This window comes from Iamia sp. SCSIO 61187 (assembly GCF_019443745.1).
In the GTDB taxonomy this organism is placed as follows: Bacteria; Actinomycetota; Acidimicrobiia; order Acidimicrobiales; family Iamiaceae; genus Iamia.
The window spans coordinates 760,220-783,305 of the sequence record NZ_CP050948.1; the positions used below are offsets into that span (position 1 = coordinate 760,220).

Genomic DNA, 23,086 nt, shown 5'->3' on the forward strand with positions numbered 1-23,086 from the left:
GTGCGCGTCCTCCTCACCGGCATGGGCGGCGAGCTCGGGACCCGCGTCACCAACCTCCTCGAGGCCGACGACAGCATCGAGGCGATCGTCGGGGTCGACATCGGCCCGCCCCGGGGCCGCATCCCCCGGGCCGAGTTCCACCGGGTCGACCCCCGGGACCGGGCCCGCACCGTCGCCGTCGTGCGCGACCTCGAGCCGACCGCGGTCGTCCACCTGGGCGTCTACGAGCCCGGTGCCCGAGTCGCCGCCCGCACGGCGGCGGCGATGACGCACGCCTCGGCGCTCGTCGCCCTGGGGGCGGCGGCCCAGTGCCCGTCGCTCGACCGCGTCGTCGTCCGCAGCGGCATCGAGGTCTACGGGCGCCCACGGGGTGGGGCCCAGCGTCCCGACGAGACCGTCCACCCCGAGCCGACGACCCCGTGGGGCCGCACCCTGCTCGACGTGGAGGACATGGCCGCCCAGGCCGCCGTCGCCGCCGACGTCCCCGTCACGATCCTCCGCTTCGCCCCCGTCGTCGGCCCCCACATCCCGACCCCGCTGGGTCGCTACCTCCGCCTGCCGGCGGTGCCGGTCTCGGCCGTGACCGACCCTCCGTTCTCGCTCCTGCACCAGGAGGACGCGGCCGCCGCGGTCGTCCGGGCCCTGGCCGCGGGGATCGACGGGACGGTGAACGTCGTCGGGCCGGGGGCCGTCACCCCGTTCCAGGCCGTGCGGCTGGGTGGGCGGATCCCCCTGCCGACCGTCGGCCTGGGGTGGCGGGCGGCGCGGGCCGGTTGCGCCCTCGTCGGCGCCCCGTTGCCGGCCCACGTCATCGAGCTGCTGACGCGTGGCCGCGGCGCCGACGGCGCCCTCGGCGAGGAGGCGCTGGGCCTGGCGCCGGCGCGCTCGACCGTCGACGTCGTCCACGACCTGTACGAGTGGGCCGAGATCGTCCACCTCGCCGTCGACCACCGGTCCGCCGCATGATGGCCGAGGTCCGGCTGACGCCGTCGGCGTTCCTCCGCCGGCGCCTCGACGGCACCCACCCGGTCGACGAGTGGGGCCTCGACCCCGACGTGATCGGGCTGGTCTCGCCCCTGCTGGGGGTCCGCTGGAGCGTCGAGACCCGGTGGTCCGAGCGGATCCCGCGCGAGGGCCCGGCCGTCCTCGTCCACAACCGGGCCCTCGGCCTCTCCGAGCCGGTCGTCCTGGCGCGGGGCGTGCGCCAGGCCACCGGGCGTCACGTCCGGACCGCGGGGCTGGTCGACGTGGCTCCGATCGTCACCGTGGGGCGGGTGCTGGGGGCCGTCGTCGACCGGCCCGCCGAGCTGCGCAGCGTGCTCCGCGCCGGTCACCTCGTCGCCCTGCCCCTGGATCGCGACGTGCGCCCGCGCCGGGCCGGGCGCCTGGCCCCGGCCGCGCTGGCCCCCGCCCTGGCGACCGGTGCGCCGGTCGTCCCCGTCGCCCTGGTGGGCCGGGAGGTGGGGCGGCGGTGGCGCCTGCTCGTCGGCGAGCCCATCGCCCACCCGCCCGGTCGGGGGCCGCTCGCCGTGGCCGACCTGGTGGGCGCGGCCCGGGCCGGCGTCCAGGACCTGCTCGACTCCGCCTCCACCCGGTGGGGCTGACGTGGCCTACGTCCGCACCGACGACGGGGTCCGGCTGCACTACCAGGTGTGGGGCCCGAGCGACGGGGAGCCGCTGCTGCTCGTCCACGGGCTCGGTGCCGACCACCGGGCGTGGATCATGCAGCGCCGGTCGTTCGGGGCCCGGTACCGGTGCATCGCCTTCGACAACCGGGGGGTGGGCAGCTCCGACAAGCCGGAGGGGCCCTACGACCTCGAGGTCATGGCCCGCGACGCCCTGCTCGTGCTCGACGCCGCCGGGCACGACTCGGCCCACGTGGTGGGCGTGTCGATGGGCGGGATCCTGGCCCAGATCATCGGCGTGCGGGCGCCCGAGCGGGTGCGCTCGCTGACCCTGGCGTGCACCGCCTGCCGGCACCTGCCGTGGCGGCGGGAGCTGCTGGCCGAGTGGATCGAGGTGGCCGAGAGCGAGGGCATGGGCGTCTTCGTCCGCGACAACATCCGCTGGCTGATGGGTCCCCGGTCGCTGCGGCGGATCTGGCCGCTGGCCACGTTCCTGGCCCCGCTGGTGGTCAACGTCCCGCCCCACGGGTTCGCGGCCCAGGCCCGGGCGATCCTGGCCATGGACGATGCCGTGGCCGACGAGCTGTCGGCCATCACCGCGCCGACGCTCGTCACCGTCGGCAGCCAGGACATCCTGACGCCCCGGGGCGACTCGCTGGAGCTGGCCGAGCGCATCCCCGGGGCCGAGCTGGTCATCATCCGGGGCGGGGCCCACATGGTCCAGGCCGAGCACGCCGGCACCTTCAACCGCGTCGTCCACGAGCACCTGGACCAGGTCGCCGCCCGCCCGACGAGCGCCAGCGAGTCCCGGACCGCCTGACCCCCCGACGAGCGCCAGCGAGTCCCGGACCGCCTGACCCCCCGACGAGCGCCAGCGAGTCCGCCACCACGTCCTCCGTCGACCAGAGCTCGCCGCGATGACGAGGCAACGCAGGGAACCGCGACCAGGAGCGGCCGAGAGCGTGGCGATGCCGGACGGAACCGGCGCAGCCGCAGGGGGGTGCGGGGGGTCTCCCCCCGCAGAGGCGAGCGTGGCGGCGAGGGACGAGCCGTCCGCCGCCGGGAAGACCTTCAGCCCCGAGCGGAGCGAGGGACGCTCAGCTCGAGGGAACGGAGGGAGCGCCAGCGACCGAGTGACCGAGATTCACTCGATTCCGTGCTCCAGCGCGTAGCGGATGAGCTCCTGCTTGCGGGAGAGGTGGAGCTTGCCGAGGATGTTGCGGACGTGGTTCTCCACCGTCTTCTCGGCGATGAAGAGCTCCTCGCCGATCTGGCGGTAGGTGTGGCCCTTGGCGACGTGCTGGAGGACCTCCCGCTCGCGCTCGGACAGGGCCTGGCCGCCGCCGCCGGTCTTGCTGAGCCGCCGGAACTCGCCCAGGACGAGGGCGGCCAGGCTGGGGGAGAAGACGGGCTCGCCCTGGGCCGCCTTCCAGAGGGCGGTGCGGAGCTCGGCCGACGGCGTCGACTTCACCAGGTAGCCGACGGCGCCGGCGGCCACGGCGTCGAGCAGGTCGCGCTCGGCCTCGCTGACGGTGAGCATGACGATGCGGGTCGTCTCGCCGCAGGTGCGGGCCACCTTGATGCCGCCGCCGCCGGGCATGTTGAGGTCGCACACCACGAGGTCGGGGCGGACCTGCCCGATGACGTCGATGGCCTCGTCGGCGTCGGCGGCCTCGCCGACGACGTGGAAGGTCTCGCCCAGGTCGGCGCGCAGGCCCGAGCGCCAGATCTGGTGGTCGTCGGCCACCACGACCCGCACCGCGTCCAGCTTCGCCACGCCGCCATCCTGGCACGGCCCCCGCCGCGGATACCGTGCGTCGGTGCAGATCGAGGTCGTCGTCAACTGCGGGGCGGGGTCGGTCGACGGCGATGCCGCCGAGGGGGAGCGGGCTCGCGTCGCCGAGGCCTTCGCCCCGATGGGCCTCGAGCCCCGCACCGCGGTCGTTGTCGGTGCCGCGCTCGGCTCGGCGGTCCGGGCCGCGGCCGAGCGGGGGGCCGACGTCGTGGCCGTGGCCGGCGGGGACGGCTCCCTGGGCACGGCGGCCGACGCCCTCCTCGACAGCGACGTCGCCCTCGGGATCTTGCCGCTGGGGACGTTCAACCACTTCGCCAAGGACCTCGGTGTCCCGATGGACCTGGCGGAGGCGGCCGACGTGGTGGTGAACGGCGACACCCGGACCGTCGACGTCGCCCAGGTGAACGGGCGCACGTTCGTGAACAACTCGTCGATCGGGTTGTACCCGGTGATGGTCGACCTCCGGGACGACATCCGCACCAGCCGGGGGTGGGGCAAGGTCCGGTCGGTCCCGCTGGCGTCGTGGCGGGTGCTGCGGCGGTTCCCGACCCGGCGCATGCACATCACGGTCGACGGCCACCGGTGGGATCGGCGGACCCCGTTCGTGTTCGTGGGCAACAACACCTACGAGGTCGGGCCCCGGGGCATCGGCGCCCGCACCGAGATGGCCGGGGGCGTGCTGTGCTGCTTCATCGCCAAGGCCGAGACCCGGTGGGCCTTCGCCCGCATGGCGATCGGCGCGGTCGTGCGGGGGGCCCCGGGGACGCCCTCGCTCGACACCAGCTGCGGACCCGAGATCACCATCGACGCCCACGGCCACCGGATCCTGGTGGCCATCGACGGCGAGGTCGACACGCTGCGCTCGCCGCTGGAGTACCGCTCCCGGCCGGGTGCCCTCCGGGTGCGCGTGCCCCGTGGGGCCGAGCCGCCGACCGGGCCCCCGGATGCCGACGACGTCGAGGTCGGCGTGGACGAGCAGGCCGGGGACTGACCCCCGCAGGGGCTGAGGTTTGCCGGGCAGCCGGTGACGGTAACCACGGGGGACCGCCCGGGCAGGAGGAGCCGCCATGGCCAGCACGTCGACGTCCGCCACCCCGATCCCCGGCCCGAACGGGTCGCGCCCGGCCGCCCCGCCGAGCGTCGACGTGGACCTGACCGTCGCCGGGCCGCCCCCGGCCCCGCCGCCCGACCCCCTCCGGCGCCCGGCCACCGAGCCCGCCTCCGCGGGACCGCGGGCCACCGAGCCCCCCGGCCCCGCCGCCGACCCACCCGCGCCGCCGGCCGCCCCCCTCGCCTCCGGGGGATCGCTCACGCCCGGCGCGAGCGGCCGCCCCGCCGACTCGTCGCTGCCCGACCCGGCCGCCCTCGACCGGCTCTGGCAGCCGCAGTCGCTCATCCCCGTGCCCAAGGCGGTGCCCCGGACCGGCTGGCGCAAGGGCGTGTACAAGGTGTCGGCCGGCAAGGTGAACCCGGGCCCCTCGTCGGCCGAGGCCATGCGGGACGACCTCCGCCACCAGGTCACCAAGCCGCTGGCGGCCCGCCGGGGCGAGCGCATCGCCGTGCTGTCGACCAAGGGGGGCGTGGGCAAGACCACCACGACCCTGATGCTGGGCCACACCCTGGCCATCGAGCGGGGCGACCGCATCGTCGCCCTCGACGCCAACCCGGACTACGGGACCCTCGGGTACCGGGTCAGCCCCGACACCCAGCGCACGGTGCGGGACCTGCTCGACGCCCGCCAGGGCATCCACTCGTACCCTGACGTCCGGGCCTACACCACCCAGGCGCCGTCCCGGCTCGAGGTCCTGGCCGGCGACGCCGACCCGGCGGTGTCGGACGCCTACACGGCCCAGGACTACGCCGACTCCCTCGGGATCCTCGGCCAGCACTACAACGTGATCCTCACCGACTGCGGCACCGGGGTCCTCCACGACGCCATGCGGGCCGTGCTCCACATGGCCACCCAGCTGGTGATCGTCACCGGCCCGGCCGTCGACCAGGCCCGCCACGCCGACCACCTGCTGCGCTGGCTCCACAAGCACGGCGCCGACCACCTCGTCGGCTCGGCCGTCACCGTCGTCAACGCCGCCCGCAACGACCTGGCCGTCGACGTCGACGGTCTGGAGGCCCACTTCCAGCAGATCACCCGGTCGGTGGTGCGCGTCCCCTACGACCCGGTGCTGGCCGCCGGCGGCATCGACGGCCTCGACCGCCTCGATCGGGCCACCCAGGACGCCTACCTGGCCCTGGCCGCCGCCGTCACCGCCGGGTTCGGCCGGGACGCCTGACGGCCCGCCTCCCCGGCGGCCGGGTCACCCCGGCACCCGCAGGTGCCAGATCAGCAGGAATGGGAGGCCGCCGTAGGCCTCCTGGACGGCATCGGGGACGAAGGGGTGGGCGAGGTGGCCGGCGAGCGTCTCGGGGTCGTGCTCGACCTCGACGCAGTCGACGACCTCCAGCCCGGCGCCGTGGAACCCCCGGACGTACGAGCTGATCGGGTGGTGGAGGTTGCGCACGTGGGCCAGGCCGCCCTCGTGGGGGAAGGCGGCCGTGCCGCCGATGAGCACCGACGTGGGGTGGATGTCGGACAGGACCAGCGTCCCGCCGGGGCGCACCACGCAGGCCAGCGAGGCCAGGGCGGCGGCCAGGTCGGGCACGTGGGTGAGGGCCAGCGAGCACACGGCCAGGTCGACGGCGTCGTCGGCGAGGGGCAGGTCGAGGACGTCGCCCTGCTCGAACCGGGCGCTCGGCACCTTGGCCCGGGCCACCTCGAGCATCTCGTGGGTGGCGTCGACCCCGACCACGTCCCACCCGCGCTCGACGAGGTGGGCGGCGTGGCGCCCGGTCCCGCAGCACGCGTCGAGCGCCCGCCCCGGGGCCAGGGCGTCGACGATGCGGTGGACCACCGGCTCCTCGCCGGCGATGGCCGGGTTGGGTCCGTCGTAGGTCGGCGCCCAGGCCGCGTACCCGGTCGTCACCGCGTGCTCGACCACCGGGATGACGATGTCGTTGGGGGACTCGTCCATCCGGGCCGCGATCGCGCGAGCCTCGTCGATCCGTGGTCGGGCCCGGTCGGGGTCGACGAGGACCGACCGCATGGCCGCCAGCCCCGACAGGGCCACGAAGAACTCTCCGCTGGTGAAGGTCTGCGGGGCGACGTCGTCCGTCATGGGCAGACGGTACCGGCCCCTCCGCCGCTCGTCCCGTGGGTTCTCGGGCGCACGGCGCACGGCCGACCGGGCGGGCCGGGTGGCGCGACCGGCCCGCCCTCAGCGGGGCAGGGTGAGGCGCACCTCGGTGCCCCGGCCGGGGGCGGACCGGACCTGGACCTGCCCGCCCACCTCGGCGACCCGACCCCGGATCGACCGGCCCAGGCCGACCCCCTCGGGCACGGCGTCGACGTCGAAGCCGGAGCCGTCGTCGTTGACCGACACCTGGACGCCGTCGTCGTCGGGGTCGACGAACACGACGGCCCGGGTGGCGTCGCCGTGCTTCGACGCGTTGGTGAGCGCCTCCCCGACCGCGCCCACGAGCGCCCGGACGGCGTCGGCGGGGATCTCCCCGGGGTCGTCGACGGCGGTGACCTCCACCGCCAGCCCGTGCCGGGCGGTGGCCGTCGCCGCCGCCTGGCGCAGCTCGGCCAGCAGGTCCCCGGGCGCCCGGTCGATCCCGAACAGGAACTGGCGAAGCTCGCGCTCCTGGGTCCGGGCCAGCTCGGCCAGGTCGCTGTCGGTCGACCGGCGCTGGACGACCGCCAGGGTCTGGAGGACGCCGTCGTGGAGGGTGCGGGCCACCTCCTCGCGGGCCCGGGCGGCGGCGATCTCGTCGGTGGCCTGCTGGAGCCGCCGCATCACGAGACCGGCGGCGCCCCCGGCCAGGGCGTAGAGGAACGTGGTCGACAGGAGGGACAGGAGGCCGGGGGACCCGAGGTCGTCGAGCCGGGTCCCGCCGTAGCGCCCCAGGCCGATGACGACGCCTGCGGCGGCGCCCCCGACCGGGCCGCCGGCGATCCCGGCGGCGAGGGCGCCGGCGATGGGCCACGCCGAGCCGAGGGCCACGCGGTGCGGGCCGCCGTAGACCCACCCGTCGGCCACGAGCAGGGCGGCACCGAGGCCGACCTCGGCGGCGACGACCTCGGGCCGGAAGAGCAGGGCCGGGCGCCACCGCGAGGCGGCGCCGAGGGCGAGCGAGGCCGCCGCCGTCGCCGCGCAGAGCCCCAGCGCCGCCGCCGGGTGGCCCAGCTCGTCCCGGGACACCCAGAGGACGACGGCCATCCAGGCCCACGCCAGGTAGCGGAACACCGCGAGCCCGCCCAGCACCCCCCGCTCCAAGGGGGTGACGCTCCGCTCCACCCCGACAGCATCCCACCCCGAGTCGCGGGTTCGGCACGAGGGCGTTCGGGTGGCAGCATCGCCCGGTGGAGCTGACCAGGGTGTGCGTCTTCTGCGGTTCGAACCCGGGCACCGACCCGGCCTACGTGGCCGAGGCCGAGGCCACGGGGAGGGCACTGGCCGAGCGGGGGATCGGGCTCGTCTACGGCGGCGGCTCGGTCGGGCTCATGGGCCGGGTGGCCGCCGCGGTGATGGACGCCGGGGGCGACGTCACCGGCGTGATCCCCGAGTTCCTGGACGCCGCCGAGATCGCCAAGCGCGACATCACCCGGCTGGAGGTCACGGCGTCGATGCACGACCGCAAGGCCCGCATGGCCGAGCTGTCCGACGCCTTCCTCGCCCTGCCCGGTGGCATCGGCACCTTCGAGGAGGCCTTCGAGGCCATGACCTGGACCCAGCTCGGGGTGCACGACAAGCCCATCGGGCTGGTCGACGTGGCCGGCTTCTGGGCGCCGGCCGCCGCCCTCCTCGACCGGGCCGTCGCCGACGGGTTCCTGGCCGAGGACGTGCGCACCAGCATCGTCGTGGAGCCGACCGGGGCCGAGGCCCTCGACGCCTTCGCCACCTGGCAGCGCCCGGGCCTGGGGAAGTGGACCGAGCGCGACGTGGTGCTGTGACATCGGGCCCGCAGGTGGTCCCAACGGCCCATGGAGGGTGGGCGACCACGGCCGATGGATCCCCGGGGGGATCCCGGGGGGAGGCCCGTCGCCCCCCTCCACCATCCCGGGGGCCGGGAAGGTGGAGGGGAGCGGTAGGCTCGGGACCCACGAACCCACACGGGAACCACCCCGGTCCCGTCGAGGGAGGCACAGGTGTTCGAACGCTTCACTGACAGGGCCCGCCGGGTGGTGGTGCTCGCCCAGGAGGAGGCTCGCCTCCTCAACCACAACTACATCGGGACCGAGCACATCCTGCTCGGCCTCATCCACGAGGGTGAGGGCGTCGCCGCCAAGGCCCTGGAGTCCCTGGGGATCTCGCTCGAGGCCGTGCGCAAGCAGGTCGAGGAGATCATCGGCCAGGGCACCCAGTCGCCCAGCGGCCACATCCCCTTCACCCCCCGCGCCAAGAAGGTGCTGGAGCTGAGCCTCCGCGAGGCCCTGCAGCTCGGCCACAACTACATCGGCACCGAGCACATCCTCCTCGGCCTCATCCGCGAGGGCGAGGGCGTGGCCGCCCAGGTGCTGGTGAAGCTGGGGGCCGACCTGTCCCGGGTCCGCCAGCAGGTCATCCAGCTCCTGTCGGGCTACTCCGGCCCCGGCAGCGGCCAGACCGGCTCGGGCTCGGAGAAGGCCGGGGCCACCTCCGGCGGCTCCGGCGAGGCGTCGCCGTCCGGCTCCCTGGTGCTCGACCAGTTCGGGCGCAACCTCACCCAGCTGGCCCGCGAGAAGAAGCTCGACCCGGTCATCGGGCGCAGCCGCGAGGCCGAGCGGGTCATGCAGGTCCTCAGCCGCCGCACCAAGAACAACCCGGTGCTGATCGGCGAGCCCGGCGTCGGCAAGACCGCCATCGTCGAGGGCCTGGCCCAGTCGATCGCCGGCGGTGACGTCCCCGAGACCATCGAGGACAAGCAGCTCTACACCCTCGACCTCGGCGCCCTGGTCGCCGGGAGCCGCTACCGCGGCGACTTCGAGGAGCGGCTCAAGAAGGTGCTGAAGGAGATCCGCACCCGCGGCGACATCATCCTCTTCATCGACGAGATCCACACGCTCGTCGGGGCGGGGGCCGCCGAGGGCGCCATCGACGCCGCCAGCATCCTCAAGCCGATGCTGGCCCGCGGTGAGCTCCAGACCATCGGGGCCACCACCACCGACGAGTACCGCAAGCACCTCGAGAAGGACGCCGCCCTGGAGCGGCGCTTCCAGCCGATCAAGGTCGAGGAGCCCACGGTGGCCCACACGATCGAGATCCTCAAGGGCCTGCGCGACCGCTACGAGGAGCACCACCGGGTCACCATCACCGACCAGGCGCTCGTCGCGGCGGCCAACCTGGCCGACCGGTACATCTCCGATCGGCACCTGCCCGACAAGGCCATCGACCTCATCGACGAGGCCGGCTCCCGCCTGCGCATCAAGCGCATGCAGACGCCCCCGGACTACAAGGACCTCGAGAACAAGCTGGCCGACGTGGTCAAGCGCAAGAAGGAGGCCGTCGAGGCCCAGCGCTTCGAGGAGGCGGGCAAGCTCCGCGACGAGGAGAAGGAGCTGCTCACCCAGAAGGAGGCGAAGGAGGCCGAGATCAAGGCGTCCGGCGTCGACCTCTTCGACCAGGTCGACGAGGAGGCCGTGGCCGAGGTCCTCTCCATCTGGACCGGCATCCCCGTGTACAAGCTCACCGAGGAGGAGACCAAGAAGCTCCTCGGCATGGAGGACGAGCTGCACAAGCGGGTCATCGGCCAGGAGCAGGCCATCGCCGCCGTCTCCCGGGCGATCCGCCGCACCCGGGCCGGGCTCAAGGACCCGAAGCGACCCTCGGGCAGCTTCATCTTCCTCGGCCCGTCGGGCGTGGGGAAGACCGAGACGGCGCGCACGCTCGCTGAGTTCCTCTTCGGCGACGAGCAGTCGCTCATCACCCTCGACATGTCCGAGTACATGGAGAAGCACACGGTCAGCCGCCTGGTGGGCTCGCCCCCCGGCTACGTGGGCTACGAGGAGGGCGGCCAGCTCACCGAGTCCGTGCGCCGCAAGCCCTTCAGCGTGGTGCTCTTCGACGAGATCGAGAAGGCCCACCCCGACGTGTTCAACACCCTGCTGCAGATCCTCGAGGAGGGCCGGCTGACCGACAGCCAGGGCCGCTCGGTGGACTTCCGCAACACCGTGCTGATCATGACCTCGAACCTCGGCACCCAGGACCTGCGCAAGGCCAACGTCGGCTTCGGCAAGTCCGACGAGGCGGTCACGTACGAGAAGATGAAGGAGAAGGTCAACGAGGCGCTCAAGCAGCACTTCCGGCCCGAGTTCCTGAACCGCATCGACGAGACCATCGTCTTCCACGAGCTCTCGAAGCAGGAGGTCACGACCATCGTCGACCTCATGATCAAGCGGACCAAGGTCCAGCTCGAGAGCCAGGGCATCGGCATCGAGGTCACCGACGCAGCCAAGCTGCTCCTCGTCGACCGGGGCTACGACCCGACCCTCGGGGCCCGGCCCCTCCGCCGGGCGATCCAGCGCTTCGTCGAGGATCCGCTGTCCGAGAAGCTCCTGTACAAGGAGTACTCGGCCGGGCAGATCATCATCGTCGACGCCGAGCCCAACCCCGACGACGACGACAAGCCCGACATCGTGTTCCGGGCCATCGAGGGCTTCGAGCCCCCGACGGTCGAGCTCGAGAAGGCCGGACCGGCGGAGACGCCGTCCCCCTGACCCAGGGCGGGCACATCCCTCGACGCGACGAACCCCCGGCCACGCTGCCGGGGGTTCGTCGCGTCCGGGGCGGGGCGTGGCCCGCCGGGATCAGCTGTCGAGGTTGCCGGACTTGTCCTCGAGGTGGGCCCGGACGAACCACTGGAACAGCTCCAGCTGGCTGGTCTGGGTGATGAGCATGTCCTCGGCCACCGGGTCGATGTCACCGGCCACCTTGATGGCGTTGCGGTGGTCCTCGATGACCCCCACGTAGACATGGTCGAGGGCCTGCAGGTGCTCGTGGGTCAGGGCCCGGTTGAGCTTGTAGTCCTCCCAGGTCCGGCCGTCGACGATGGCGCCGGGGGTGCCGAGGGGCTGGCCACCCATGGTGGCGATGCGCTCGGCCACGTCGTCGACCATCTCCGACACGGCGGCGTACTGGGGGTCGAGCATCTCGTGGACCCCGATGAAGCTGGGCCCCACCACGTTCCAGTGGATGTGCTTGAGGGTCAGCTGGAGGTCGATGAGGGCCAGGAGGCGGTTCTGCAGCGCGTCGCGGACCTTGGCGGCGTCTGCCTCCTCGAGACCGGGTGCGGTGTAGGCGCTGGGCATGGGTGTGTCTCCTTCACGGGCGGGCTCCGACGCCCTACCCGCGACCCCCCGGGTGACACACGCCCGGGCCGGTCAGGACGAGGCGGCGGGCAGGGTGCAGGCGGTGTCGAGCCCGAGGACCCGGTTCAGGCGTCCGAAGGCGATCCACGACCCGAGGCACATGCTCAGCTCGACGATCTCGGCGTCGGTGTAGGCCGCCTTCATCCGGGCCCAGAAGGCGTCGTCGAGCCCGTGGTGGTCGAGGGCGAAGCGCTCGGCGTACTCGGCGGCCAGGCGGGCCCGGGTGTCGAGGGCGTCGGTGGTGCGCCACGCGGTGACGGCGTCGGGGAAGGAGTCCTCGACCGTCTCCCCGTCCCGATCGGTGCGCCAGTCCTGGCAGAACAGGCACCCGTTGATCTGGGCGATCCGGAGCCGGGCGGCCTCGAACTCGCGGAGACCGAGGGTGGAGCACTCGTAGACCTTGGCCGACATCTTCGCCGCCGCCGGGCCGATGCCCGGGACCATCGTGCCCCACACGTGCATGATCGGGTCCGCACCCTCGGGGATGTCGACGCGCATGGGCGCACGGTAGCGACGGGATGGGTCGGGCGCCCGGCCATGGGGCAGGGTGGGCCGACCGACGACCAGGAGGCTGATGTGGAACTCGACGAGGAGCAGGTGTGGAACGGCGTGGCCAGCGCCGCCGCCATCGGGGCGGTCGTGGCGACCAAGCCGCTCGTCGCCCGGACCTGGAAGCTCCTGACCCGTCGGGAGGCCCCCGGCAACCCCGCCAGCCGCGACGTGACCTGGGGGGAGGCCCTGGCCTGGGCCCTCCTCACCGGGGCCCTCGTCGGCGTGATCCGGCTCGTCGCCCAGCGCCTGGCCGCGTCGGGCTGGGCCAAGGCGACGGGCGACTACCCGCCGGCCCTGCGCACGACGCGCCCCTAGCGAGCGAGCGGCGGCTGCGTCCCATCGCTCGGTGGACGAGAGGAACCCGGTCCCGCGGTCGCGTCCGCTCGGCCGGTGGCGTCCATCGCTCCGGCGACGGGTCCCCGAGCTGCACCGCCTCTCGCCAGCCGAGAGGTGCGGCTTCTGGAACGACGTGGCCATCCTCGGCGAGGTGATCACGGGGCTGCTCCAGCCCGTCAAGCTCGCCAACCTGTCGATGGGGTTCCGGAGGGTCCCAGCAGTCACGAACGGATGTTCGTCGCATGCCCGGCCGGCGAGGACGGCAAACCCGAACCTCCAGATCCGGTGACCTCCCTGTGTCCGACCTCAGCGCGCCGGGCGACGAGCCCGGCGCTCGCCCTCGTCCAGGAGCACCTAGCGGGGCGGCGGCTCGCCGAAGACCTGGGTGCGGTCGGGCGGGGTCCCGATGACGGGCCCGCCCGTCGACGGTGCCGGTGGCGGTGGAGGAGGAGCCGTCGCCGGGCCGAAGGGGCTCGGTTCCGGTGCCTGCGGGTCGTGGCCCGGGTCGTACGCCGGCCCGCCACCCCACCCGCCGGCGGGCGGTGCCGGGCGGCTTCTCCGGTCGGCCCCGAGGCTGCCCAGCATCACGGCCAGCCCGACGAGCCATCCGAGCCACATGCCGACGACGGCGCCCGGCGAGGCGTTGAACGAGAAGGTGTCGATGACGTCGTCGCCCGGACGGGGGGCGAACCGGTCGTCGACGACGAGCCCGTACACCCCGGAGCTCACGACCGACGCAGCGAGGAACGCCCCCCAGCCCCCGACGAACGCCGCCAGCGGGCGGGCCCGCCCCACGATCGCGCCGAGGACCGCGGTCACGACGATGAAGCTGAGCAGGTAGGCGATGGTGGCGCCCTGCACGCCGGAGGGGGCGTCCCACACCTGCCACCGCAGTCGGCCGGCGATCGACTGGCGGGTGAGCGCAGCGAAGTCGCCCCCGTCGCCGGCCCGGCGGGCGACCCACCCGTTCCCCAGGACGAGCATCACCACGATCGTGGTGATGGCGGCGAACAAGCCCGACTTGATCGACATGGGCCGGGTCTACCACCGCGGTACCGTGCGCGCCCGTGACCACGAACCGCCGTCCCGTGCCGGCGCCGGACGGCCTGGTGGGGCGGGAGTCGGTGCTGGAGCGCCTGGTGGCGTCGGTCGACGGGGGCTCGGGCACGGTGCTGCGCGGTCCCCGGGGCCGGGGGTGCTCGGCGGTGCTGGCCGAGGTCGCCCGCCGGCTGCGCGCCGCCGACCGCCCGACGGTCGTGCTCGACGCCGTCGGTGCCGCGCCGCGCCCGTTCGGGGCGCTCCACCGGGTCCTCCCCGGACCCCTGCCCGACGGCGTGGCCGGCGCCACCCTCGCCCAGGTGGTCGAGGCGCTCTTCGGCCCTCCCCCCGACGCCGGCGGCGGACCCCTCCCGGTCGTCGTCGTCGACGAGCTCGACGAGGTCGACGACGCCACCTCGGCGGTCCTCCACCACGCCGTGGCCGCAGGCCGGGCCCGCCTCCTGGCCACGGTGCGCGACGACCCGTCCGGCGCCGATGCCTCGCGGGCGTGGTGGCGTGACATCGTCGCCCGCGTCGAGCTTCCGCCGCTCGACCGGGACGGGTCCGACGAGCTCGTCGAGCGCCTCGCCGGTGGCGCCGTCGACGCCGCCAGCCGCGAGCGGCTGTGGCTGATGGCGCGCGGCCACCCGGGCTGGCTGGTGGCCGCCGTGGGCGCGACCCGCGCCGCCGGGGCGTGGACCCGCCACGCCGGCCTGTGGTGCCTGACCGGCGACCTGGCCGACACCGTCGATCCCGAGGTCCTCGCCCACGTCGACGCCCTGCCCGCCGACGTCCGCGCCGTGCTCCAGCCCCTCGCCCTCGCCGACGAGCTCGCCATCGACGATGCCGAGGCCCTCGGCGGGTCGGGTCCGCTGGCCGACGCCGAGCGCCGCGGCCTCGTCCGGGTCGTCGAGCGGGCCGACGGGACGCTGTGGTGCGCCGTCGCCAGCCGCCTGGTCGCGACCGCGCTGGGGGCGACCCGCGACCCCGCCGTCGCCACCGCGTCCTGGCGGCGCGTGGCCGACGTCCTGGCGGCATCGACCTCGACCGCCCCCGAGACGGTGCTGACCCGGGGGCTGGCGCTCGTCGGGGCCGGGTGGGCCGACCCGCCCCGGGGCGACGAGGACCGGGACGCGCTGGTGCGGGGAGCGGAGGCGGCCTACGACCTCAGCCGCTGGGAGGACTGCGTCACCCTGGCCGAGAGGGCGTGGCGCGCCGGCGCCGATGACCGGTCGCTCCAGGTGCTGACGGTGGCCCTCGGGCACCTCGGCGACCCCGAGGCCATCGCCGCCCTGAGCGACGACCTGGCCGGGCTCGACCTCGACCAGGAGGCGGTCGTCGGCCACGCCGAGACCATCGCCATCTCCCAGTTCCACGCCAACGACCCCGAGCAGGCCTTCGCCACCGCCGCTCGCGCCCGCCGGGCCGCACCGGGGCGCCGGGCGGCGATCGACGTCTTCGAGAGCCGGCTGCGCGCCTTCGGCGGCGACCAGGCGACGGCCCGGGCGCTCGTCGAGCCGTGGGTCGCCGACGACGACGCCGAGATCGCCGTCGAGGCCCGGACCGTCGTGGCGTCGGTCGACATGAACGAGGGGGCCACGGCTGCCGCCATCGAGGAGTTCGATCGCATCTTCGCCCTGGCGTCCGACAGCCCCCACGTCCACCCCAGCGCCCTCGGCGTCGCCTACCTCTTCCGCCTCGGCGCGCTGGCCGATGCCGGGCAGGTCGACGCCGCCATCGAGGGGGCCATGGCGGTCGAGCGGGCCACCGCGGCCGGTGGCGACCCCGCCTCGCACGGCTGGCTCGCCCTGCACCTCGGTCGGACCCACCTGCGGGCGGGGCGCCCGCGGACCGCGGCCCGCTGGTTCGGCGAGGCCGTGAGCGACCTCCGCCGGGTGCATCGGCCGGGGTGGCTCGCCCACCCGTCCGCCGGGCTCGTCGCCGCCCACGCTGCCGCCGGTGACCTGCCTGCGGCGCGGGAGGCCCGGGCCGCCTGGGCCGAGCTGCCCGCCCACGCCGTCCGCCTGTTCCGGTGCGAGGAGCTGCGCTACGCGTCGTGGTTGGACGCCGCCGAGGGGCTCCCGGCCGGGCCCCGGCTGCGGGAAGCCGTGGCCGTGGCGCGCGACGCCGGGATGGTCCCGTACGAGGCGGCGGCCTGGCACGACCTCTCTCGGCTGGGCGACGCCGACGACCGGGCCGAGGCGTCCGAGGCGTTGGCGGATGTGGCCGGCCGCACGGACAGCCGCCTCGTGGCCGTCCACGCCCGCCGGGCCACCGCCGTCGTCGAGGGCCGGATCGACGCCCTCGCCCTGGCGGCGGCGGCCTACGAGTCCATGGGCGTCGGGCTCGACGCCGTCGAGACGTGGGCCGAGGTGGCCCGCCGGGCCGACGACGAGCGCCAGGCCGCCCAGGCCCGCCGACGGGTCGGCGCCCTGGCGGCGCGCAGCGAGGGCCTCCGGACCCCCGGGCTGGGCGACGTCGACACCCACCCGGTCCTGACCGACAGGGAGGCGGAGATCGCGGCGATGGTCGTGGCCGGGGCCAGCCGCCAGGACATCGCCGACCACCTGGTCGTGTCGGTCCGCACCATCGACAGCCACCTCCAGCGGGTGTACCGCAAGCTCGGCGTGCGCGGCCGGGAGGGCCTGGTCGACGTGCTCGGACCGCCGACGTGACCGGCCTCGACGTCCTCGCCGCCCGGCTGCGCGAGCTGCGCGAGGGGCTGTGGGACCCGGCCGCGGGGCTCGAGGCGGTGCCGCCCGGCGTCGCCCCCGGGGTCGACCTGGCGGCGCTGGGGCTCCACACGGTCCGCGAGTCGGCCTACGGCGCCCTCGCCGACCTCGAGGACGGGCGGGTCGACCGGGCCGTCGTCGCCCTGCGGCGCATCGTCGCCCTCCAGCTCCACGCCCCCGGCCGCCCGTGGGACGGGACCTTCCCCGTCACCGCCGAGCAGCCGCCACCCCCCGAGGAGGGGGCGGTGGAGTGGCTGCACTGGGACCCCAACTGGCGCCAGTTCGTGGGCACGGCCCTAGCCCTGGTGGTCGAGCGGCACGGCGAGGCGGTGGGCCCGACCGTGGTCGAGGAGCTCCTGGTGCCGGCGGTGCGGGCGTGCGTGCGGGGCGAGCCCGACGACCGCATCCCGCCGTGGTACACCAACCCCGACCTGCTCCACGCCTGGCTCCTCGGGTGGCTCGGGGCCCAGGACGGGTCGACCACCCTGCTGGCCGCGGGGGAGGCCCGGGCCCGGGCCGCGGCCGAGCGCGTCCGCCGCCACGGCGACGTCGACGAGTACAGCTCGCCGACCTACGACGGGGTGGACCTGCTCGCCGCCGGCCTGTGGGCCGTCCACCCGCCGAGCCCGGCCTACGTCGACGCCGCCACCGTCGTCCTGGGCGCCATCGGCCCGCGGATCGCCGCCCTGTTCCACCCGCACCTGGGGGCGATGTGCGGCCCGTACATCCGGGCCTACGGGCTGGGCCTCGACCGGTACGTCGCCCTCGTCTCGCCCTGGCTGGTGGCGGCGGGGGCGCCGGTCGAGCGGGTGCTGCCCTGGCCCCTCGACGAGGCGACCGACCACGTCCACGACCTGTGGGCGGTGCCGATCGTCGCCGCCCTCGCCCCCGCCGTGGCCCCCTGGCTCGTCGTCCGGACCGACCTGCCCCGCCGCCACGTCCAGCGGTTCGGCTCGGTCGAGGCCGTCAGCGTCCTCACGTCCACCGCGGCCCTGGGCGCCGAGCGGGGCCGGCGCCCCGAGTTCGCCCGCGACCAGCACGTGCCCGTGACCCTCCACCACGGCTCGGGCTGGGTCGGGGTGGCCGAGGGCGAGGGGGCGGCGGGCATCGACGCCACGGTGGAGGGCGAGGCGTCCATCCGGGCCATGGTGGTCCCGGCCGAGGGGGCCGCAACGGTCGCGATCCGCACCCTGTGGTCGGCCGAGTCGGTGATCACCGACGGCGGTGCCCGCCTCGCCGTCGGCGCCATGGTCCTGACGCCGTCGGCCGCCCCGGCCTCGGTCACCGTCGAGGAGGAGCACCCCGGCTGGCGGGCCACCCTCACCTGGCCCGCCTCGGCCTCCCCGGTGACCGTCACCCTGACCGTCGGCTGACCGCCACGGATGGTGCCTGGCACCATCCGTGCTGGTCGCGGTGGTCGATCAGCCTGGCGGTGATCCGGAACGCGATGGCCAGGCAGAGGGCGGTGTGGCGGTGTTCTGTGCGGCGGTCGGTGTCGTGGCCGCCGGCACCGTTCTGACACCGCTGCCGGACACCGATGTCGCCTGGCGCGAACAGAACCGAGGGTGGCGACGGAGGTCGTTCCGACGAGCGTGACCGCCACGGATGGTGCCTGGCACCATCCGTGCTGGGTCGGGTGTCGCACCCCCTGCTTAGGGTGTCGCCATGGCCAAGGTCCGGTCCGTCCACCGCTGCACCGAGTGCGGCAGCGCGTCCCCGCAGTGGGTCGGGCGCTGCCCGGGCTGCGGCGAGTGGGGGACCCTGGTCGAGGAGGTCGAGGCGGCCGAGGTCGGGCCCGCCCCGGCATGGGCCGGATGGGGCTCGGGGGTGGCGGCCCGCCCGGCCCGGCCGAGCACCGACGGTGCCGAGGCCGAGGTGGCCCCGGTCCCCACGGGGGTCGACGAGCTCGACCGGGTGCTCTCGGGCGGGCTCGTGCCCGGGTCGGTCACCCTGCTCGGCGGGGCGCCGGGCACCGGCAAGTCGACCCTCGTGCTCCAGGCCGCCGCCGGGCTCGCCCGGGGCGGCGCCACCGTGCTCTACGCCTGCGCCGAGGAGAGCCCGTCCCAGGTGCGCGACCGGGCCCGGCGCCTGGGCGCCCTGCACGACCGTCTGTGGCTCGTGGGCGAGTCCCTCGTGCCCCGGATCCTCGCCTCGGTCGACGAGGTGAGGCCCGACGTGCTCATCGTCGACTCGGCCCAGAGCGTGGCCGACCCCGACCTGTCCTCGACGCCGGGCAGCGTCGCCCAGGTGCGCGAGGTCGCCCAGCGGCTGGTGCGCGAGGCCAAGGCCCGCACGCTGGCCACGGTCCTGATCGGCCACGTCACCAAGGAAGGGGCCCTGGCCGGGCCCCGGGTCCTCGAGCACGTGGTCGACACCGTCCTCGAGCTCGACGGCGACCGTCACCACGCCCTGCGCCTCCTGCGGGCGGTGAAGCACCGCTTCGGGTCGACGGCCGAGCTGGGGCTGTTCCAGCTGGGGGAGGTCGGCCTCGAGGGCGTGCCCGACCCGTCGGGGCTGTTCCTGGCCGACCGCCTCCCCGGGGTCCCGGGGTCCACCGTCGTGCCGACGATCGAGGGCCACCGCCCCCTGCTGGTCGAGGTCCAGGCCCTGGTGGCCCCGTCCAGCCTGGCCGAGCCCCGCCGATCGAGCACCGGTCTCGACCGGGGGCGGGTCTCGATGCTGCTCGCCGTCCTGACCAAGCGGAGCGAGCTCGACATGGGGAAGGTCGACGTCTACGCCCTGGCCGCCGGCGGCGTGCGGGTCACCGAGCCGGCCGCCGACCTGGGTCTGGCCCTGGCCATCACCTCGGCGGCCACCGGCCGCGCCGTCCCGGCCCCGCTCGTCGCCTGCGGCGAGATCGGCCTCGGCGGCGAGGTCCGCAGCGTCACCAGCCTCGAGCGCCGCCTGTCCGAGGCCGCCCGGCTGGGGTTCACCCGGGCCGTCGTCCCCGCCTCGGCACCGGAGCCGCCCGCCGGCATCACCGCGGTTCGCGTGCGCTCGCTCGCCGAGGCGATCGCCGCGGTGGGGCTGCTGGGCTAGGCCCCGACGCTCCCCCAGGGCCCGTCAGCGGGGCGACATCTACACTCCGACCATGACCGTGGCCAGCGCTGATCGTGAGGCGATGCTGCGTGCCCTGGCCCTGCTCTCCCCGGGCACGCCTCTGCGCGACGGTCTCGACCGCATCCTCCAGGCCGGCATGGGCGCGCTCATCGTGGTCGGAGACGGTCCCCCCGTGCTCAACATCTGCTCGGGGGGCTTCCTGCTCGACGCCGCGTACAGCCCGCAGCGGCTCTCGGAGCTGTCGAAGATGGACGGCGCCATCGTGCTGGCACCCAACGCCAGTCGCATCGCCCGGGCCAACGTCCACCTGGTGCCGAACCCCAACGTGCCCACCACCGAGACCGGCACCCGCCACCGCACGGCGGAGCGGGTCGCCCGCTCGATCAACGTCCCGGTCATCTCGGTGTCCCAGCGGATGAACGTCATCAGCGTGTACGTGGGCCACGAGAAGCACCAGATCGACCCCGTGCCCCGGGTCATCGCCCGGGCCAACCAGGCCGTCCAGACCCTCGAGCGCTACAAGGACCGCCTCGACGAGGTGTCGGTGGCCCTCTCCGCCCTCGAGGTCGAGGACCTCGTCACCCTCCGCGACGTCGTCACCGTCCTCCAGCGCAGCGAGATGGTGGCCCGCATCGCGGCCGAGATCGAGGGCTACATCATCGAGCTGGGCGACGACGGCCGCCTCGTGCGCCTCCAGCTCGAGGAGCTGATGGGCGGCATCGGCGACGAGCGCCGCCTGGTCGTGCGCGACTACTTCCACGAGGAGGACTCGTGGCACCTGGCCGAGGCGCTGGGGGCCCTGTCCGACCTGTCCGACGACGACCTCGTCGACCTGCGCCGGGTGGCCTCGGCCGTGCACCTCTCCGACGGACCCCCCGACCTCGACGAGTCCATGTCGCCCCGCGGCCACCGCCTTCTGTCGCGCATCCCCCGCCTCCCCGAGACGGTGGTCGAGGCCATCGTCGACCGCTTCGGCGATCTCCAGAAGATCCTCCGGGCCACCATCGACGAGCTCGACGACGTCGCCGGCGTCGGCAAGCTCCGCGCCCGCGCCGTCAAGGACGGCCTGAGCCGCCTCGCCGAAGCAAGCATCCTCGACCGGTACAGCTGAGTCTTCTCGTCACTCGCTCGGCTGCGCCTCGCTCCGTTCCTCGAGCTGAGGGGGCCTCGCTGCGCTCGGGCCGAAGACCTTCCCAGAGCCGGAGGGCTCGTTCCTCGCCCCCACGGCTCTTCGTCTGGGGGGGACCCCCAGACCCCCAGCGGCTGCGCCGGGCCGCGGCTGCGTCGTCTGCGATCCGTCGCGTGGCTGGGACCGGTCAGGTCGCGGTCACAACACAGGCGCTGACGGGGTCGATGCCCTTGAGGCGGTAGCGCTTGGCCCGGCCGAAGGTGATGCCGCGGATCTCCCCCACCGCGTCCCGCACCGCCACCGACGCCAGGGCGCAGCCGCCCTCGGCCTGCTCGGTGAGCCGGGCGGCGATGTTGACCACGTTGCCGACCACGTCGTCGTGGGTCACCACCGCCTCGCCGTGGTGGAGGCCGGCCCGGACCCGCAGCGGGCCGTGGTCCTCGCCCACGAGCTCGACGGCGGCCAACGCCGCCGCCTCGGGGGCCGGGAAGGTGAGCATGAGCCCGTCGCCCAGGCGCTTGACGACCCGCCCGCCCCGGCTGCGCACGATCGGCCCGAACCGCCGGTTGTGATCGCCCACCAGGTGGGCGGCGGCGTCGTCGCCCTCGGCGGCGGTGAAGGTGGTGAACCCCTCGAGGTCGGTGAACACGACCGTCACCTCCGCCGGGATGGCCACCTCGCCCGCGCCGACCTCGGAGCGGGAGAGCGACATGGCCTGGAGGGCGCTGAGACCGACGCTGGCCAGGACCGACGGCCGCCGCTCCGCGGTCCGCTCGAGGAAGCGCTCCAGCACCTCGGTCGGGGGTGCGATGCGCGCCGGGTTGGCCGTGGGGTCGGCCAACCAGTCGCGGTCCACGAGGCCGACGTCGACGGCCTGGTCGGCCCACTCGGCATCCGATCGGATCAGGCGGGCGAGGCGTTCGGTGATCGACTGGTGGAGCGAGGCGACCGCCCGGGCACCGGTGTCGCGGACGCCATCGGTGGGGGCCATGCTCTCACCCTAGGTCCGGGTCGCGTGGCCGATCGACGCGTCCGGCGTCGATCGGGGCGCGGCCGCCCCGGCGGGCGATCGACCGGCCATGCTGGCGGGGTGAGCAGCACCACCCTCCCGTCCGGAACCTCCGTCTACGTCGCCGAGACCGCCGGGGCGTCGCGCGGCCTCGTGATCGTCCCCGACATCGGCAGCCTCCGGCCGCTCTTCACCGAGCTGTGCGACCGGCTGGCCGCCGAGCACGGCTGGTCGGTGGCATGCTTCGACTCCTGGCCCGACCGGTCCGAGGCGACGCTCGAGGAGCGGCTGGCCGCGGCCGGCAGCCTCGACGACGCCCGGGTCATGGCCGACGCCGCCGCGGCGGCCGACCTGCTCGCCGTCGAGCCCGTCGCCGTCATGGGCTTCTGCCAGGGCGGCATGTTCTCGCTGAAGGCGGCCGCCTCCGGGCGCTTCGACCGGGCCGTGTCGTTCTACGGCATGGTGCGCCTGCCCGAGGAGTGGGTGAGCGAGACCATGGCCGAGCCGCTCGAGGTCCTGGCCGGGGCCGAGGCGGCGCCCATCTTGATGATCGTGGGCACCGAGGATCCGTGGGTCCCGGCCGCCGACGCCGACGCCCTGGAGGCCATCGGAGCCGAGGTCGTGCGCTACGAGGGTGCCGACCACGGCTTCGTGCACGACGCCGACCGCCCGGCCCACCGCGCCGCCGACGCCGAGGACGCGTGGCGTCGGGTGGGGGAGTTCCTGGCGGTGCTGGGCTAGCGGGCCCGCCGGGTGAGCTCGACCCGGTTCAGGATCCGGTAGCGGCGCTCGCGCTGGTCGATCCATCCGAGGCGCACGAAGCTGGCGATGGCCTTGTTCACCCGCTCCCGGGAGGCGCCGACCATGCCGGCCAGCTCCTCCTGGGTGATGGGGAGGACGAACTCCTCCTCGTCGCCGGCCAGCTCGAGCAGGCGCTTGGCCGTGCGCCCGGTGACGTCGAGGAAGACCGAGTCGGCCAGGGCCGTGTTGGTGTTGCGCAGCCGCCCGGCGAGCAGGCGCACGACGCCCCACAGCAGCGCCGGCCGGCCCTCGTAGATCTCGCGCAGCGGGGCGTAGGGGATGGTCAGGACCTGCGACGCCTCGAGGGCGCGGGCCTCGGCGGAGCGCCCCTCGCCGTCGAAGAGGGGCATCTCGCCCACCAGGTCGCCCCGCTCCATGAGGGCGACCATCGACTCGCGGCCGTCGACCGATCGCTTGGAGATGGCGATGCGGCCGCTGACGACCACGTGGAGCTCGTGGGGGACGTCGTCCTCGGCGAAGAGCAGGTCGCCCCGGAGGAGGTCGGTGGTGCTGGTGGCGGCCTCCACGGCCGCCATCTCGTCATCGGTCAGCTCGGTGAGGAGGGGCACATCTCGAAGGAGGGAGGTCTCAGCCACGCTCTCAGCGTA

21 protein-coding genes are annotated in these 23,086 nt (G+C 74.9%); 13 read left to right on the forward strand and 8 right to left on the reverse strand.

What is annotated here, in order from left to right; genetic code table 11:
• Genes HC251_RS03650 through HC251_RS03660 form a run of 3 tightly spaced genes read left to right on the forward strand, consistent with a single transcriptional unit; the run spans position 1 to position 2,445 of the window.
• Entirely contained in the window at positions 1-966 is a 966-nt protein-coding gene (locus HC251_RS03650) for an NAD-dependent epimerase/dehydratase family protein (RefSeq protein WP_219943965.1), read from the forward strand.
• Entirely contained in the window at positions 963-1,604 is a 642-nt protein-coding gene (locus HC251_RS03655) for a hypothetical protein (RefSeq protein ID WP_219943966.1), read from the forward strand. The genes HC251_RS03650 and HC251_RS03655 overlap by 4 nt, the downstream gene beginning before the upstream one ends.
• A gap of 1 nt (position 1,605) precedes the next feature.
• The gene (locus HC251_RS03660; protein ID WP_219943967.1) at positions 1,606-2,445 is read left to right on the forward strand and encodes an alpha/beta fold hydrolase; all 840 of its coding nucleotides are present in this window, start codon (positions 1,606-1,608) and stop codon (positions 2,443-2,445) included.
• A 324-nt stretch (positions 2,446-2,769) separates the two neighbouring features.
• On the opposite strand, the gene HC251_RS03665 is transcribed toward HC251_RS03660, so the two are convergent.
• Positions 2,770-3,402, reverse strand: coding sequence for a response regulator transcription factor (locus HC251_RS03665; protein ID WP_219943968.1), 633 nt, complete (start codon positions 3,400-3,402; stop codon positions 2,770-2,772).
• Positions 3,403-3,445: 43 nt separating this feature from the next.
• Here HC251_RS03665 and HC251_RS03670 point away from each other — a divergent pair, with 43 nt between their 5' ends.
• Both HC251_RS03670 and HC251_RS03675 read left to right on the forward strand, forming a co-directional pair.
• On the forward strand, positions 3,446-4,411 hold the full coding sequence (locus tag HC251_RS03670) for a diacylglycerol kinase family protein (protein WP_219943969.1): 966 nt from the start codon (positions 3,446-3,448) through the stop codon (positions 4,409-4,411).
• Positions 4,412-4,487: 76 nt separating this feature from the next.
• Complete coding sequence (locus tag HC251_RS03675; RefSeq protein WP_219943970.1) at positions 4,488-5,708, forward strand: MinD/ParA family protein; 1,221 nt, start codon at positions 4,488-4,490, stop codon at positions 5,706-5,708.
• A gap of 24 nt (positions 5,709-5,732) precedes the next feature.
• Here HC251_RS03675 and HC251_RS03680 read toward each other — a convergent pair whose 3' ends face one another.
• Entirely contained in the window at positions 5,733-6,590 is an 858-nt protein-coding gene (locus HC251_RS03680) for a class I SAM-dependent methyltransferase (RefSeq protein WP_219943971.1), read from the reverse strand.
• Positions 6,591-6,689: 99 nt separating this feature from the next.
• On the reverse strand, positions 6,690-7,772 hold the full coding sequence (locus HC251_RS03685; RefSeq protein WP_219943972.1) for a sensor histidine kinase: 1,083 nt from the start codon (positions 7,770-7,772) through the stop codon (positions 6,690-6,692).
• 65 nt (positions 7,773-7,837) lie between these two features.
• Between HC251_RS03685 and HC251_RS03690 the strand changes: the two genes are divergently transcribed.
• Both HC251_RS03690 and HC251_RS03695 read left to right on the forward strand, forming a co-directional pair.
• The gene (locus HC251_RS03690; RefSeq protein WP_219943973.1) at positions 7,838-8,428 is read left to right on the forward strand and encodes a TIGR00730 family Rossman fold protein; all 591 of its coding nucleotides are present in this window, start codon (positions 7,838-7,840) and stop codon (positions 8,426-8,428) included.
• 195 nt (positions 8,429-8,623) lie between these two features.
• Positions 8,624-11,170, forward strand: a complete 2,547-nt coding sequence (locus HC251_RS03695) for an ATP-dependent Clp protease ATP-binding subunit (protein WP_219943974.1) — start codon at positions 8,624-8,626, stop codon at positions 11,168-11,170.
• A 90-nt stretch (positions 11,171-11,260) separates the two neighbouring features.
• Here HC251_RS03695 and HC251_RS03700 read toward each other — a convergent pair whose 3' ends face one another.
• Together HC251_RS03700 and HC251_RS03705 are read right to left on the reverse strand one after the other, a co-directional pair.
• Positions 11,261-11,761, reverse strand: coding sequence for a Dps family protein (locus HC251_RS03700; protein ID WP_219943975.1), 501 nt, complete (start codon positions 11,759-11,761; stop codon positions 11,261-11,263).
• Between the two features lie 72 nt (positions 11,762-11,833).
• Positions 11,834-12,319 (reverse strand): carboxymuconolactone decarboxylase family protein, encoded by a 486-nt coding sequence (locus tag HC251_RS03705; protein WP_219943976.1) that lies wholly within the window; start codon positions 12,317-12,319, stop codon positions 11,834-11,836.
• A gap of 78 nt (positions 12,320-12,397) precedes the next feature.
• On the opposite strand from HC251_RS03705, the gene HC251_RS03710 reads away from it, so the two are divergent.
• The gene (locus HC251_RS03710) at positions 12,398-12,688 is read left to right on the forward strand and encodes a DUF4235 domain-containing protein (RefSeq protein ID WP_219943977.1); all 291 of its coding nucleotides are present in this window, start codon (positions 12,398-12,400) and stop codon (positions 12,686-12,688) included.
• 375 nt (positions 12,689-13,063) lie between these two features.
• On the opposite strand, the gene HC251_RS03715 is transcribed toward HC251_RS03710, so the two are convergent.
• Entirely contained in the window at positions 13,064-13,741 is a 678-nt protein-coding gene (locus HC251_RS03715; protein ID WP_219943978.1) for a hypothetical protein, read from the reverse strand.
• Positions 13,742-13,776: 35 nt separating this feature from the next.
• On the opposite strand from HC251_RS03715, the gene HC251_RS03720 reads away from it, so the two are divergent.
• The 4 genes from HC251_RS03720 to disA all read left to right on the forward strand — a co-directional run bounded on the left by HC251_RS03720 (position 13,777) and on the right by disA (position 20,650).
• On the forward strand, positions 13,777-16,422 hold the full coding sequence (locus tag HC251_RS03720) for a helix-turn-helix transcriptional regulator (RefSeq protein ID WP_219943979.1): 2,646 nt from the start codon (positions 13,777-13,779) through the stop codon (positions 16,420-16,422).
• Positions 16,419-17,852 carry a hypothetical protein gene (locus HC251_RS03725; protein ID WP_219943980.1) on the forward strand — a complete coding sequence of 478 codons (1,434 nt, stop codon included), beginning with the start codon at positions 16,419-16,421 and terminating at the stop codon, positions 17,850-17,852. The genes HC251_RS03720 and HC251_RS03725 overlap by 4 nt, the downstream gene beginning before the upstream one ends.
• 292 nt (positions 17,853-18,144) lie before the next feature.
• Positions 18,145-19,518, forward strand: coding sequence for a DNA repair protein RadA (gene radA / locus HC251_RS03730; RefSeq protein WP_219943981.1), 1,374 nt, complete (start codon positions 18,145-18,147; stop codon positions 19,516-19,518).
• A gap of 58 nt (positions 19,519-19,576) precedes the next feature.
• On the forward strand, positions 19,577-20,650 hold the full coding sequence (gene disA, locus HC251_RS03735) for a DNA integrity scanning diadenylate cyclase DisA (protein ID WP_370651331.1): 1,074 nt from the start codon (positions 19,577-19,579) through the stop codon (positions 20,648-20,650).
• Between the two features lie 205 nt (positions 20,651-20,855).
• Here disA and HC251_RS03740 read toward each other — a convergent pair whose 3' ends face one another.
• Positions 20,856-21,659, reverse strand: coding sequence for an adenylate/guanylate cyclase domain-containing protein (locus HC251_RS03740; protein WP_219943983.1), 804 nt, complete (start codon positions 21,657-21,659; stop codon positions 20,856-20,858).
• Positions 21,660-21,758: 99 nt separating this feature from the next.
• On the opposite strand from HC251_RS03740, the gene HC251_RS03745 reads away from it, so the two are divergent.
• Entirely contained in the window at positions 21,759-22,418 is a 660-nt protein-coding gene (locus tag HC251_RS03745) for a dienelactone hydrolase family protein (RefSeq protein WP_219943984.1), read from the forward strand.
• Here HC251_RS03745 and HC251_RS03750 read toward each other — a convergent pair.
• Positions 22,415-23,074 (reverse strand): Crp/Fnr family transcriptional regulator, encoded by a 660-nt coding sequence (locus tag HC251_RS03750; protein WP_255566590.1) that lies wholly within the window; start codon positions 23,072-23,074, stop codon positions 22,415-22,417. The two genes, HC251_RS03745 and HC251_RS03750, sit on opposite strands and share 4 nt — an antisense overlap.
• Between the last annotated feature and the right edge of the window lie 12 nt (positions 23,075-23,086).